The organism is Gemmatimonadaceae bacterium (genome assembly GCA_036273715.1).
Lineage (GTDB): Bacteria > Gemmatimonadota > Gemmatimonadetes > Gemmatimonadales > Gemmatimonadaceae > JADGGM01.
The window spans coordinates 24,976-38,895 of the sequence record DASUHB010000029.1 but is presented as its reverse complement, the minus strand read 5'-3'; the positions used below and the strand labels follow the sequence as shown (position 1 = coordinate 38,895).

Genomic DNA, 13,920 nt, shown 5'->3' with positions numbered 1-13,920 from the left:
CGCGAATACTTCTTTGTGCTTCCGAACGGGGGCGACGCGCGCTGGATGCGCGATGCGCGTTACCGCGACGCGAGGAAGCGCCGGTACGGGGCTCCGAACACGATGACGTGAAAATGCGCCGGATGCCGCTCTTCGGTGGCATCCACCACCCGTGCCGCTTCCAGCGTCAGCAGCGTGTGACGCAGCCACGCGAGGCAGGCGCCGGTTGGACGATGCAGATCCAACGCGATTCCCGCCGGATGCACCGAAAGCGGTGAGCTGTTCGCCGGCTGACGCCGCGTCGGACGGACGGCGCTGGTGATCTCGAGTGGCGCGCCGCATGCTTGATGATATTCGCCCGCCAGGCGCTCGACGAACGTCCGCGTGGTGGGCGTGACGTAGGGATAGCTGACGCGGTGCAGCGTGTAGTGTCCGTTGGGCCTGAGCCGCACGAGGTCTCCATCGCGAACCGCGCGCCGCACCTCGGCCGGCGTCCGGTACAGCTCGAGGTCGTGATGATTCGCGTACGCATACGCGAACTGGACAGCGTGGTGGGAGCCGCGAAGGGATTGTGCGCTGGAACGAGTGAACGCCATGCCTAGCAGCAGAACGGCAAGCCCGGCGGCACTGTGGAGACGGCGACGACGCATGAAAACGTGGTGGGAGATGCAGATACGCGGCTGACGAGCAGCCGGCGAGAGACGATTGGCATCCGTCTCGCGTTGCGCGACGAGAGGGCACAAGGTAAGCGGCGCGCCGTACGGGCGCCAGGCGGTGCGTGATGCCCAACGACGCATCGGGACAAGGAGACGACAATGCAGCCTGAGTCGGAGGGACGGGAGGACCGCGCCACTGGCGCGACACACGGACGCGAGACGCGCACGCGGCGCGATTCGCGGATCACGCAAAACGGCGCGCGTACGCGAACCGAGGAAGCGCGGTCGGTGCCCGTATCCGTCGAGCCGCGGACCGTGCTCTGGACACACGAAACGCCGGCGCCCGCTGCGTTGGGCGAGGCGCGCGCGCGTGACCGCGCCCGCGCGGCCGTCGCCGCACTCTTCGGACCGCCCGACATGCGCCGCTTCTCGGTTCGCTACTGGGATGGAACAGTCGAGCCGCAGGCCGGCGCCGCGCCGACCGCGTTCACGCTCGTCATCCGGTCGCCCGGCGCGCTCCGGCGCGCATTCCTCACGCCGTCCGAGCTGCACCTCGGCGAGGCCTACGTGCGCGGCGACATCGACATCGAAGGCAACATGGAAGCCGCCGCCGAACTGGGCGATGCGCTGCGCGCTCGCATGTCATCGCCCGCCATGCTGCTCCGCGCCGCGCGCGCGCTCGTTGCGCTGCCAAGCGACCACGCTCCCGAGCAAGCGCACGAGCGCCGACCCGGATTGTCGCACCAGGGACTGCGCCACTCGCGCCGCCGCGACCGCGCCGCCGTGCGGTCGCACTATGACGTCGGCAACGAGTTCTATTCGCTCTGGCTCGATCGCGACATGGTGTACTCGTGCGGCTATTTCGTCACGGGTGCGGAAGACATCGACGCGGCTCAGCACGCCAAGCTCGATCTGCTCTGCCGCAAGCTGCGCCTCCGCCCCGGCGAGCGGCTGCTCGACATCGGATGCGGATGGGGCGGCCTGATCCGCCATGCTGCGCGCAACTACGGCGTCCATGCGTTGGGCATCACGCTGAGCGAGCAACAAGCCAAGCTGGCGCGCGAGCGCATTCACGCCGATGGCCTCGAGGGGCGATGCCGCGTCGAGGTGCGCGACTACCGCGAACTCGGCGACGGCGTCCAGTTCGACAAGGTCGTCAGCGTCGGCATGTTCGAGCACGTCGGACGCTCGCGCCAGGCGGAGTATTTCCGTACCGCTGCGAGCCTAACGAAACCCGGCGGCCTGTTCCTCAACCACGGCATCGTGCGCGCGGAGGAAGCCACGGTACTCGGGCGCCTCAGGCGCCTGGCGTGGCGGCAGGGTGCGTTCATCCAGCGATACGTGTTTCCCGATGGCGAGCTCGTGCCGTTGGAGACGGCGGTGCGCTGCGGGGAGCGCGCCGGCCTCGAAGCGCGGGACGTCGAATCGTTGCGCGAACACTATGCGCTCACGCTGCGGCACTGGGTGCGGCGTCTCGAGCACGCGCGCGACGCGGCGGTCGCGATGGTCGGCGAGCAGTCGTACCGGGTGTGGCGCCTGTACATGTCGGCATCGGCGCACGCGTTCGCCAGCGGACGCATCGGATTGGCGCAGGTCCTGTTCGGCAAGCCGGACGCGCGCGGCCGTGTGATGCTGCCGCGCACGCGCGCCGACATCTACTCGCCCCGCACCGGCGCCCTGCACATCGTGCCCCGCGCGCCGCGCCCCGCCTGAGCGCGTGCGTCAGTTAGGCCCAGCGCGCGCCGGGCGGTGGCCGTGAGCGCTTCCAGGATGCGCGCCATCGTCATCGCGCGCCCCGGCGGCCCGGATGTGCTCGTCCTCCGCGACGTGCCCCGGCCCGCGCCCGGCTACGGCCAGGTGCTGGTCCGCGTCCACGCCACCGCGGTCAACCGCGCCGATATCCTGCAGCGCGAGGGCCACTATCCCGCGCCCGCCGATGCGCCGGCCGACATCCCCGGCCTCGAATTCGCCGGCGAGATCGCTGCGTTAGGCGACGGCGTCCGCGATTGGCGCATCGGGCAGCGCGTGTTCGGTCTCGCCGGCGGCGGCGCCTACGCCGAGTACCTGGTGACGCACGAACGGCTGCTCGTGGAGATGCCGTCCGACCTGTCCTGGGCCGATGCCGCCGCCGTGCCCGAAGCGTTCATCACCGCGCACGATGCGCTGGGTGCCGGCGCCGCGCTGCGCTCCGGCGAGCGCGTCCTCATCCACGCCGTCGGCTCCGGCGTCGGCCTCGCCGCCGTGCAACTCGCGCGCGCCATGGGGGCGAGCGTCTACGGCAGTGCCCGACGCGCATCCAAGATCGAGGCCGCGCGCGCCTTGGGCCTAACGGATGGCCGCGTGACCACCGACGACCTGGCTCCGTTGGTCGCCGCCGCCCGCGGCTGGAGCGATGGTGCGGGCGTCGATGTCGTGCTCGACCTCGTAGGCGGTCCCTACGTCCGCGCCGCCATCGAGTGCCTCGGCGTGCGCGGCCGGCTCGTGCTCATCGGCACGCTCGCCGGCCGCGAGGCCACGATTCCCGTTGGGCAGGTCCTCACGTCGCGGCTCACGATCCGCGGCACCGTTCTCCGCGCTCGCCCGCTCGAGGAGAAGATCGCCGCCACGCGCGCGTTCGCACACGAGGTGCTGCCCCTCCTGTCGAGAAGCGTCGTCCGCCCAACGGTCGACCGGGTGTTTCCCGTGCGCGATGCGTGCGAGGCGCACCGTCGGGTCGAGTCCAACGAGACGCACGGAAAAGTTGTGCTCGCCATGGCCGACTAAAGATTTCGCGAAGAAGCAGCCGCGGCCGGACCGCTGTGTCCGCTGACGGTGTATGTTGGATCTCGCACCGCCGCTTCACTCTCCAAACGATCGGGCGTGATTTCCCAGATCCCTTCGGCGACTCGGCCGCCGCTGCTCTCGCTGGTCGTTCCAGTGTACAACGGCGTCGCACGACTCCCCGCGGCGCTCGATCAATTCCGCGCGTTCCTCCGGTCGCGGCCCTATTCGTGGGAGCTCATTTTCGTCGACGATCACAGCGACGACCGCGTCGCGCAGATGCTCGATGCGTTCTCGACCGAAGCACCGTGCGTGCAGGTGCTGCACAACGACCGAAACATGGGGAAGGGATATTCCGTGAGTCGCGGCATGCGCGCGGCACGCGGCAGGTTTCGCGTGTTCACCGACGCCGACCTCGCCTATCCCACCACCGAAATCGACAAGATTCTCGACGCGCTGCAGCAGGGGGCCGATGTCGCCGTTGCCTGCCGCGTGCTGCCCGACTCGCGCTATCTCATGAGTCCGAGCTTCTTCTCGTACCTCTACACGCGCCACGTGATGAGCCGCTTGTTCAACGCGCTCGTCCGCTGGACGCTCATTCCGCGCGTCCGCGACACGCAGGCAGGCCTCAAAGGCTTCTCGGCGAAGGCGGCGGATCTGGTGTTCCCGCGATTGACGATCCCGAGATTCGGCTTCGACGTCGAAGCGCTGTTCATCGCCCGCAAGTTCGGTCTCACGATTCAGCAGGTTGCGGTTAACTTCCGCTACGATGAAGAGCCCACTACCGTGCGCTTCGTGAAGGATGCAGCCAACATGGCGCGCGACCTCGCCCGTATCCGCACGAACGAGTGGCGGAGGCGCTACGACTGATTCGTCCCGCCTGATCATCAACGCGGACGATTTCGGTTACACAAGGGGCATCACCCAAGGAATTCTCGAGGCGCATCGCGCGGGCACGGTGTCATCGACGACGCTCCTCGCGAACATGCCCGCATTCGACGACGCGGTGCGCGCCGTATGGGACGTCGCGGCGCCGTTAGGCGTGGGCGTGCACATCAATCTGGTGCAGGGCGAGCCGCTCGCGCGCGTCCGCACGCTCGTCGACGCGAAGACTGGTCGCTTTCACCGCCTGCCGGCCCTCGTGGCCCGCGCGTTCGCCGGCGCCATCGATCCCGACGAAGTCGGCGCCGAGTGCGACGCGCAGATCGCCGCCGTGCGCCGCGCCGGAGTAGAACCCACGCATGTGGACAGCCATATGCACACACATGCGATCCCCGCGCTCTGGCATCCGATTGCCGCCGCCGCGGTCCGCGCCGGGATTCACGCCATGCGATGGCCGGTCGAATCGTTCCGAAACACACCGCTCGAGCCGATGCGCGTCCCGGTGAATGTGCTCATCGCGCTCAGTTGGGCGAGCATTCGCCGCACCGCATCACCGCTTCGCTACCCGGATCATTTCATCGGCATCTCACTGCAGGGCGGACGCGATGTCCAGCGAAATCTCCTGCGCGCGCTCGACAATCTCGCGCCGGGCACGACCGAGCTCATGGTGCACCCAGGTCACAGCGACGCGGAGCTCGCGTCGTTGGATGGCTACACCTGGCAGCGGGACGCGGAGCTCGCCGCGCTCACATCCCCGGCGGTGCGCGAGCGCCTGAGCCGCGGCGACATCGATCTCATCAACTTCGGCGCGCTGACATGACCGTGTCGAGCGGCCTCGTCCGCCATTGACGAAGCGCTGCTCGCCGGGCCAGTCTTGGCTCATGATGCGCGAACACCATCTTCCTGTCGGCCGGACCGCTCGATTCTTCACCCTGGGCGATCCGCAGCGCGCGCCGAGCGAAGTCTGGTTCGTGTTGCACGGCTACGGGCAGTTGGCGTCCCGTTTCATTCGGCATTTCGAGGTAGTGAACGACGGGCGGCGTTTGATTGTCGCGCCGGAGGCGCTGTCCCGCTTTTATCTCGACACGGTGACGGGCAGCCATACCCATTCGCAGGTGGGCGCCTCGTGGATGACGCGCGAGGATCGCTTGAGCGAGATCGATGACTACATCGAGTACTTGGACGCGCTGGCCGATCAGATTCGGCGCGATGTCGGCGGCCGGCTTCCGCGTGTGGTGACGCTTGGCTTCTCGCAGGGCGTGGCGACGGCGTGTCGCTGGGCAACGCAGGGCCAGATCGTCACCGACCGGCTGATCATCTGGGGTGGCCTCATCCCGCATGATCTCGACTTGGCGACGCTTGCCGCGCCCGGTGGTGCCCGGACCGCGGACATCGTCATTGTGGTCGGCGCGGAGGACGGGCTCGTCACGTCGGCTGCGGTGGCGGAGCAGAGCGAGCGCATGGCGCGTGAATCGATTGTGGCGCGCACGATCACGTTCAAGGGCGGCCACCGCCTTGATGATGAGACGTTGATTTCGCTCGCTGCCAGCCCGGCGGGAGTGCCGTAAGGGCCTACGGCGCGCGCTGCCTAACCGCAACAATCGGATCGACGCTGTCGGCGGCTGCGATGAGCGAATCGCACACGTGGCCGCCGGTGCCGAGCATGTGCCCCTCCAGTGCCTGAGCAACACGGCGAAACGCCAAGCTATCGATACGGCGAACGTATGCCGTGTCTAGCGCGGACCTGATGCGTATCGACGTTTCGGCATCGCCTAGTACACGAGAAATCCGCACTCCCTCGCACATGATTTCTTGTTCGACTACGACAGGATCGCGAGAAGTGAGTTGCTGACGCACCAAGTTCACGAATCTGTCGGTTGCATGCGGGTAGCGGGTCACGCTTTGCGGCACCGAATGCACGCTGTTTCGTGGCGGGCGCCTGCAGGCGCTCGCCACGATGCACAGCGCCGCTGTGCCAATAATCGATCGAATTAATGGCCTTCCCACGCTTTACTGCTGTCGCTCGAACGTCACTGGCAGTGCTGCTTGTACAAAACCCACACCAAAAATCCACTGTAAGGTATCGAAGCGACCAGACAGCTTTGTGTGGTCCTCGTTCCACCCGAGCCGATACGATGAGCCGGGGTTGCCGCCAAGGATAACGGAGTCTGTTCCGATCGTGCTGACCGTGTAGAGCGAGTTATTTACAGCGGCACTGATACGTCCGAACTGCCTTGTGAATGAGAGTCTAAGAGTACCAGCAGGGAGCGGCACGGCACCGGGGTGAGCGACCGTGCCGCTCAAGTGCTGATCGTCACCGAGAAAGCCTTCTTGATACGAAGCGATGTACGTAAAGGTGAACGGATCTTCCTGCGGAACAGGATTGAAGACCGACACTGCTGACTCCGCGCGACGATTTGAGCGGTGTGCGACGATGGATCCACCTCCTGGGCCGACACCACGAGCTGTCGCAGAGAGTGCGCCGATCGGCGTGACCGATACGACCGTTGGTGTGGTGCTCGTCCAAGACACTGACCGCCCGCCTAACGTATCCCCGAATGCATTCAAGGCGCCGGCAGTAAGGGTCGTTGCCGCTCCGACCGAGAGGGTGACCGACGTCGGCCGGATTACGAGGCTCGCCACGCTGCAGGCGCGATACACGTTCTCGAGCCCGGCCCGTATCGCGGCCCGCGATTGAGGCTGAAGAAGGTAGCTTTCGAGCACTTGGTGCAGCAGGATGCCCGTTGGCTTGAAGAGCGTCGCAATAGATGGATGATCGAGCAACTCTTCTGAAAGGTCGGTGTCGATGGGTTCCCATTCGTTGTCTATCAGTGGAACAACATCGCCGCGTACGACAATCGGAGCAATGTAGTGCTCGGATAACTCCCAACGATGGCTCGTTGGTGAGGCGAGTGATACCAGTCCAATGCAGGTCGAATCGCTCGTTGGATCGAATTCGTGAGTGACCGAGTGTAGGCGATGAATTGCTTGATTGGCCATCAGGTTGCCCTGCGAATGTGGCACGAGGATCACATGGGTGCCGGCTACACGTAACTCCTGAATCCGAGATGCGAGAGCAACAGCGTCGACTTCGGCGCCATCGGTATTCGCAACGATCGTCCACATTTGGCGAATGCATTCCAGGAGATCGTGATCCGAGAAGCGCCGAAATGTCTGATCGGACGTGCATTTCTCCATGAACGACGCGAGCGAATTGACGCCCACATAACCGAACGCGAGACGCGCTGCAAATAGCGACACGCAGTGCGCGCGTTGTTGCTCCGGCGATGGGCGCTGTTCACTGTAGGTGCGGTTGTAGAACAGCTTGACGTCGAAATCGTCGTTGCCGCGAAACAAGGAAATTTCGGAAACGATGTTCCGAAGCTCGAACTGAGTAGCAATTGCGCCTTGTGGTCCGAGCTGTGGTGTCGCGATTCCGTTCACGTACACAAAGGCCGTCTGCTCGGTGCTGTCCGTCGCGTCTAACGCATCCAAGCCACGAACGGATGATCGCGGAACTGCCACGCGCGCAGACGTCAAGTTCGGCGTCGTTTCGCCCGTGCTGAAGAGATGCCCCGCCAACGCCCCATCCACTCTCCGTAAGGCAGCCGAGTCGCGGATCGGATCGAAGGCGAGAAACTCCACGTCGCGTACATCCCGCAATGACTCCTCGGCTCCGCGCCCCGAAGACCCCACGTACGCCGACGCCATATCGAGATACGCCTGGTACGCCCCGACCGGATCCGCCGAGGTCAACACCGCCCGCGCCAGCGCATACAACGGGAGAGCAGCACTGCCCAACACGACGTGCCGATCCGCTGTCACCGTTAGCACGTGCTCCGTGTCGGTCACCACCACACCCGTCTGCGTTGCCGGCATCCCGTCCAACCGCACCAGCACGTTCTCGTAACCCGCCGCCGCGGCGAACGCATATGGCACCCGCGTCCCGTACGTCCACAACGAATCCGACGCACCCGGATCGCCGCGCACTCCCGGCCCGACGAGCACCGTGAACCGGCGCGGCGGCCGCTGGATCCAGAATCGAATCGGCAGCGCCGCGTCCGGACTGACCATCCTTCCGTTAGGCGACCAGACGGAATCACTCCCGTCGCGCGTGCCGCGAACGCGCAGGTCCAGATGGCCGAGCTCCGAGCCGTCGACGATCACCCGCAGCCGGAGGCTCGCGCCGCTCTCGCCCATTGCACGCGGCACGCGCCACACCGCCTCATAGGTCGCTCGCCCCGCCTCCGCGACCTGCGCGTCACCCACCACCCGCAGGCCGGCCGCCGTATCGATTCGCGCGATGGCCGCTCCGACACACGCCGTATCCGCCCGCACGCACACCTCCAACACCACCTGGCGCGACACGTCCGATGCCCCCCTCGGCATGCCGCCGGTGCCGAGCGGTGGAAGAAAGACCACCTGCTCGGCAGCGGGCGCTGGCGACGTGATGTCTGAACGTGGTTTTCGCGACGGACCGGCTATCGGATCCGAGCACGCGCCCGCGACCGCGATGATCGCGACGATGGACAGGCACCGATGAATGGTGTGCATGACGGCCACCTCGATGAAGCGTGGGGAACAAACGAGCGTACGGTGCTCGTGGCGGTCGATCGACCGCGCGCGAACATCGTACGCTCACCCCACCCTCGTGCCGTCATCGGAGAACCGGCACGCGGTACCAATCGTTGCCGGTCAGCTCCCCGCGTTGATCACGATGTACTTCACGTCGTCCGCCGACATCGCCTTGAGCCATGCGATGAGCGCGGGCATCGCGCTCGCCGGCTGCACCCCGGTGTCCCCCACGAGCGAGCGCGACACGTGCAGCGTGTCACCATCCTGTTCGTATTTCGCCGTGTACGTGCCGAACGCGCTCGACTCGGTCAGCGACTTGGGCAGCTGCGCCTTCCACCCTCGGGGCAGCGTCACCTCGAAGTCCTCGAGCTCCTCGTGCGGCCCCCACACCTTCTCGATGTCGATCGGATTCACGCGCGGACCGCGCTGCTCGAGTGACGCGACGACGTTAGGCACGGCAAAGTCGCGAATCGGCAGCGTCAGAATCTTCGTCGCGCCGGCGTCGCTCACCATCTTGCCGTTGGAGAGCCGCACCGAAATGCGCGGTTTCGCGCTCAGGTCGCGGCCGTCGAACACCTGCAGGCTGTCGCCCGTGGCGCCCTGGATGATCGCGTTGGCAATCGCCAGCGTCGCGCGCGCACGCTGCGTCGAATCCATTTGCGTCGACCGCGACATCGAGCTCCGCAGACCGTACTGCTGCAGCCCGGTCGCCGTCCGCATCCATTTGCCGGCGAACAGCCCGTCCGGCGACAGCGACCCGTCGATGTCGACGCGCGACAGGTTGCGCGCCGCCGAGTCCATCGGGAACGTGATTTCTTCGCTCGTGCCATCGGGATGCACCACCAGCCCGAATTCGCCCGGCTCGCCCGGCGGCAGCGCACCATACGGCGCGAGGTCCGCCGTCAGATCGACGTACGTGTACCGCCCATCGGCGCGCTTGACCGCCGCGATCATGTGGTCGAACTGGTGCGCGCTCGGCAACGACGGATCCACGCCGCCGTCGGCGCTCAGCAGCACCGGGTACGCGGTCACGCCTAACCGGCGCATCGCGGCGATGAAGAACGTCGCCTTGTCCTTGCAGTCGCCGTATTTGTTCTCGAACATCGACTCCGGCTGGTGCGGCTGGTACCCGCCGATGCCTAACGACAGGGACACGTAGCGGAAGTCCTGGGCCACCCAGCGGTGCACCGCGCGGATCGAGTCGTCGAGCGTCTTCGCGTTCTTCACTACCTCGGCGATCTTGGCGTCGATGGCCGGGGTGGTCGTGTAGCGGTCGCGCGCCAGACCCGCGTACCAGTGCGCCACGTCGCTCCACGTGCGCGGCGCCGCGATCGTCAGCGATTCGCCGTACGACGAGTCCGGCGCCAGCGGCTCCGGCTCCGGCTTCGGTACGTCCTGCGCCGCCCACGTGATCACGCGGCGCCCGTTGGACACATGCTCCGCGCGCTTGAACGGAATGTGGTGCTCTTCGATGCGCGGCGTGTAATTCGCCGGCACGTCCACCATGTACCGCGACCGGCGCGTGAACACCCCGGTCTGCACGCTCCACGATGTCAAAAAATCGCTCGGAATCAGCGGGCTCGCCGTCTCCGTGGTCACGCTGTAGTCGATCAGCGTGCCCGGCGCGACCCCGCCTAACGTGACCCGGTGCAGCTTGAGATCGGAATACACGGGCGCATCGAGCGAGACCGGCGCCAGCGACTCCTGCTCGTGCGTCGGCTTCTCGCTCACCACCTCGCCGTTCGGCTTCAGCACGCGAATCCAGTTCACGGTCAGCTTCTCGCGGCCAGCCGAGTAGCTGAACGTATGCTCGCCCCATCGCTCGGCGGCCTCCTGCGTGAGGATCTGCACCACCTGCCGATACGTCGTCGTCAGGCGCCCGTCCGGCTCGATCTTCACCACGCCGTCATCGAGCAGGAGCACGTACGGCTCATCGGTGTGCGAGCCGGCCGGCACCGCCAGCGAATAAATGGTATCGCTCTTCACCGACGGATCGCCCGCCGGGGTGATGTGCGGCGCCTGCGCGCCGGCGGACAGAGCGACGAACGACACCGCGACCACGGCAGCCAGCACACGCATAGAAAGAGACCAGCGCTCGGTGTGGGAAGGGAAGACGAAAACCATTCTCGATTGACGGCGGGCGGCAGCGCGGCGTCACACCGCCCCGGCCGTCCGCTACCGGCTTGCGCCTAACTGGGGATAGAGGGACACTTGCACCACGTTCCGCTCATCGAGATACCGTCGTGCCGCATCGCGAACCGACGCCGCGGTCAGGCCGCGGACCTCGCTGTCGAAGGCGTGAATGTCGTCGAGATTCCACTTGTTATACAGATAGCTGTGCAGAAGCGTTAGCCAGAAATGGTTCTGCGTCAGGCCGGTCTCGCGTTCCCGCATCTCCGTGGCGCGGACTTTTTCGAGGTCCGCCGCCGTTGGACCGTACGCCTTGATCGAATCGAGCTCGGCGTGCGTCGCGCGCACGAGTTCGTCCACCCGATCCGGTGCCGAGCCGAACGTGATCGACACCTCATACCGCGGCCTCGGCACCAGCATCGGCGTCACGCTCACGTTCACGCCATACGTGCCGCCCAGCTTCTCGCGCAGGCGCTGCCGCAGCCGGATCTGCAGAACGTCTTCGAGCGCCTGCATCTCGTACACGGCGTGCCTCGAAAACGCCAGCGGTCCGCTGTAGATGATGTCCGTGTTGCTCTTCGGCTCCGCGCCGCGGTGCACCGCTCGATGAATCACGCCGCGCGCGAAATCGATCCCCACATCGCGCCAGGACTGATGCGCGCCCGATGCCGGCAACCCGCCAATGTACTTCTCGACGAGCGGCTTGAGCGCCGTCGTGTCGATGTTCCCCACGAACATGAACGTGAAGTCGCTCGCATTCTTGAATCTGGCACGATAGAACGCGAGCGACTCATCAAGATTCATTTTTGCGGTCGTCGCGCTCGTGAATGGCGCAAGCCGCCGATTGTGTCCGTAGAGCGTGGCTTCGATCGTGTCGCCGAATGCCGCCGACGGGCTCGCACTTCTGTTCGCCAGCAGCTCCTTCAGGCGCGTTTGCAACGCGGTGAACGCCTCCGTATCGGCGCGCGGATCCGTGAAGTACAGGTAGACCAGCTGCAGCATCGTCTCGGCGTCGCGCGGCGACCCGCTTCCCGTCATCCCTTCCTCGTACGAGCTGATATACGGTTCAACCGAGACCGTCTTTCCGGCGAGCGCTTTGTCCAGCTCGGTCGCGGTGAATGCCCCGACGCCGCTCGCATCGATCACATCGGTCGCAGTTTGCGCGGGCACGAGCATCGAGTCGTTGGCCAGAGAGACGCCGCCGGGGCCGAACGCGCGGAACAACAGCTCGTCGTCCTTGAAGGTCGTCGGCTTGAGAAGCACGTGCGCCCCGTTCGAGAGCGTCCACTCGATCACACCCACCGACGGGATCGCCTGCGCCGAAACCACCGTGCCCGGCGTCGGCGCATGCGCCACCAGGGGCTGGTTCGCCACCGAATCGACGTACGCGGCGACCGACGTGCGACCGACGCTGTCGACGATGGCGGTCAATTCCTTCGCGTTAGGCATTTCGGCGCTGTCGCGGCTCGGCCCGCTGGCGGTGATCACCCGGCTCGTGCCCGACAGATACGCGCTCGCCAGCCGGTTCACCTCGTCCAGCGTGATGCCCGGCAGCAGCGCGCGCGTCAGATCCCAGTCCTGGGCGATGCTCGGAATCGCCGTCTGCTCGAGGTAGTTGTCGATGTAGTCGGCGACGAACACGTCCGACGGCGTCTTGTCCCGCTCGTCGTACGCCTGCTCCGTCTCGCGGAGGTAGTTCTCCTTCTCGCGCGCCAGCTCCGTGGGCGTGAACCCGTGCTGCTCCACCCGCGCCGCTTCCGTTAGGACGGCACGCAGGCCGCGCGCGATGCCGCCGTCCTTCACCACCGCCGTCAACGCGTACACCTCCTTCGACCGGATGAGCCGGCCCTGCTCGGACTCCGCGCCGATGAACGGCGCGTTCGGCCGCTGCGAGATCTCCGACAGCCGCTCGTCGAGCATGTCGTTGTACAGCCCCCGCACGAGCGCCTCGCGATAATCGCCCACCGTGCTGTCCCGGTGCACGGGCTGCAGGTAGTACAGCGCCACGCTCGATGACGTCTCTTCGGGGTCGGTGACCACCGAAACCAGCGTGCTGTCGTGATCGGGGACCGGGTATACCGGCCGATCGAGGCGCGTCGTCGGGGCCGGCACCTGGCCCAGGTCGGACTTCACCCAGCGCTCGACCTGCGCCTTGTCGAAATCCCCCACGATCACCACCGCCATGAGATCGGGGCGATACCACTCGTGATAGAACTCGAGCAGCTCCGAGCGCGGTGCCGTCGCGATGATGTTCGGATCGCCGATCGGTATCCGGCGCGCGTACCGCGAGTTCGCGAACAGCACCGGGAACTGCTTGTCGCGAATCCGCTGGGCGGCGCCTCTGCCTAACCGCCACTCTTCGGTCACGACTTTCCGTTCGCGCGCCAGGCCCGTCGAGTCGAACGTCACGCCGTCTGCCCAGTCCTCCAGAATCTCGACCCCGCGCTCCAGCAGTTTCGCACTGTCGGTCGGCACCGTGAGCTGATACACGGTTTCGTCGAAGCTCGTCCCGGCGTTGAGGTCCGCGCCGTAGCGAACGCCCGTCGACTCCAGATAGTTGACCAGCGCCTGTCGCGCAAAATGCCGCGTGCCGGCGAACGCCATGTGCTCGATCAGGTGCGCCAGTCCGCGTTGGGCACTGTCCTCCAGAATCGATCCGGCGTTCACCACCAGCCGCAGCTCCGCGCGGTGCTCGGGCCTGTGATTCTCGCGAATGTAATATCGCAGCCCGTTAGGCAAAACGCCGATCGTCACGCTCGGATCCGTCGGGATCGGCGCCGAGAGCGGCGGCGCCTGGACCGCCGAGTCCTGCGCGGCCGCGCGTGCCGCATCGCCGGTTCCAACGAGCACTGCCAGAGCGAGCCAGACTGCCGCCGTACGAATCCGAGACACCATGCCGATCTCCGCCGTTGAATGCGCACTGCTCATGCAGCGCGCA

The 13,920-nt window shown here is 66.2% G+C and carries 9 protein-coding genes; 5 read left to right on the top strand and 4 right to left on the bottom strand.

Annotated features, from left to right (window positions below; genetic code table 11):
* Positions 1-59: 59 nt before the first annotated feature.
* Positions 60-575 (bottom strand): DUF5715 family protein, encoded by a 516-nt coding sequence (locus tag VFW04_05760; GenBank protein ID HEX5178813.1) that lies wholly within the window; start codon positions 573-575, stop codon positions 60-62.
* Between the two features lie 219 nt (positions 576-794).
* On the opposite strand from VFW04_05760, the gene VFW04_05755 reads away from it, so the two are divergent.
* The 5 genes from VFW04_05755 to VFW04_05735 all read left to right on the top strand — a co-directional run bounded on the left by VFW04_05755 (position 795) and on the right by VFW04_05735 (position 5,845).
* A complete protein-coding gene (locus VFW04_05755) occupies positions 795-2,348 on the top strand; it encodes a cyclopropane-fatty-acyl-phospholipid synthase family protein (protein HEX5178812.1) in 1,554 nt (517 codons plus the stop codon).
* Between the two features lie 42 nt (positions 2,349-2,390).
* Complete coding sequence (locus VFW04_05750) at positions 2,391-3,398, top strand: NAD(P)H-quinone oxidoreductase (protein ID HEX5178811.1); 1,008 nt, start codon at positions 2,391-2,393, stop codon at positions 3,396-3,398.
* Positions 3,399-3,494: 96 nt separating this feature from the next.
* Positions 3,495-4,265, top strand: a complete 771-nt coding sequence (locus tag VFW04_05745; protein ID HEX5178810.1) for a dolichyl-phosphate beta-glucosyltransferase — start codon at positions 3,495-3,497, stop codon at positions 4,263-4,265.
* Positions 4,198-5,097, top strand: coding sequence for a ChbG/HpnK family deacetylase (locus VFW04_05740; protein HEX5178809.1), 900 nt, complete (start codon positions 4,198-4,200; stop codon positions 5,095-5,097). The genes VFW04_05745 and VFW04_05740 overlap by 68 nt, the downstream gene beginning before the upstream one ends.
* A gap of 61 nt (positions 5,098-5,158) precedes the next feature.
* On the top strand, positions 5,159-5,845 hold the full coding sequence (locus tag VFW04_05735) for a hypothetical protein (protein ID HEX5178808.1): 687 nt from the start codon (positions 5,159-5,161) through the stop codon (positions 5,843-5,845).
* A 442-nt stretch (positions 5,846-6,287) separates the two neighbouring features.
* On the opposite strand, the gene VFW04_05730 is transcribed toward VFW04_05735, so the two are convergent.
* The 3 genes from VFW04_05730 to VFW04_05720 all read right to left on the bottom strand — a co-directional run bounded on the left by VFW04_05730 (position 6,288) and on the right by VFW04_05720 (position 13,877).
* Positions 6,288-8,477, bottom strand: coding sequence for a hypothetical protein (locus VFW04_05730; protein ID HEX5178807.1), 2,190 nt, complete (start codon positions 8,475-8,477; stop codon positions 6,288-6,290).
* 495 nt (positions 8,478-8,972) lie between these two features.
* Positions 8,973-10,931 (bottom strand): DUF3857 and transglutaminase domain-containing protein, encoded by a 1,959-nt coding sequence (locus tag VFW04_05725; GenBank protein ID HEX5178806.1) that lies wholly within the window; start codon positions 10,929-10,931, stop codon positions 8,973-8,975.
* A gap of 96 nt (positions 10,932-11,027) precedes the next feature.
* Complete coding sequence (locus VFW04_05720; protein ID HEX5178805.1) at positions 11,028-13,877, bottom strand: insulinase family protein; 2,850 nt, start codon at positions 13,875-13,877, stop codon at positions 11,028-11,030.
* Positions 13,878-13,920 lie beyond the last annotated feature (43 nt).

Excerpts from the sequence above, each read along its gene's own strand:
- VFW04_05740 (HEX5178809.1), top strand. The coding sequence starts at position 4,198 with ATGCAGCCAACATGGCGCGCGACCTCGCCCGTATCCGCACGAACGAGT.
- VFW04_05725 (HEX5178806.1), bottom strand. The coding sequence starts at position 10,931 with ATGCGTGTGCTGGCTGCCGTGGTCGCGGTGTCGTTCGTCGCTCTGTCC.
- VFW04_05735 (HEX5178808.1), top strand. The coding sequence starts at position 5,159 with ATGATGCGCGAACACCATCTTCCTGTCGGCCGGACCGCTCGATTCTTC.
- VFW04_05760 (HEX5178813.1), bottom strand. The coding sequence starts at position 575 with ATGGCGTTCACTCGTTCCAGCGCACAATCCCTTCGCGGCTCCCACCAC.
- VFW04_05720 (HEX5178805.1), bottom strand. The coding sequence starts at position 13,877 with ATGGTGTCTCGGATTCGTACGGCGGCAGTCTGGCTCGCTCTGGCAGTG.
- VFW04_05730 (HEX5178807.1), bottom strand. The coding sequence starts at position 8,477 with ATGGGCGAGAGCGGCGCGAGCCTCCGGCTGCGGGTGATCGTCGACGGC.
- VFW04_05755 (HEX5178812.1), top strand. The coding sequence starts at position 795 with ATGCAGCCTGAGTCGGAGGGACGGGAGGACCGCGCCACTGGCGCGACA.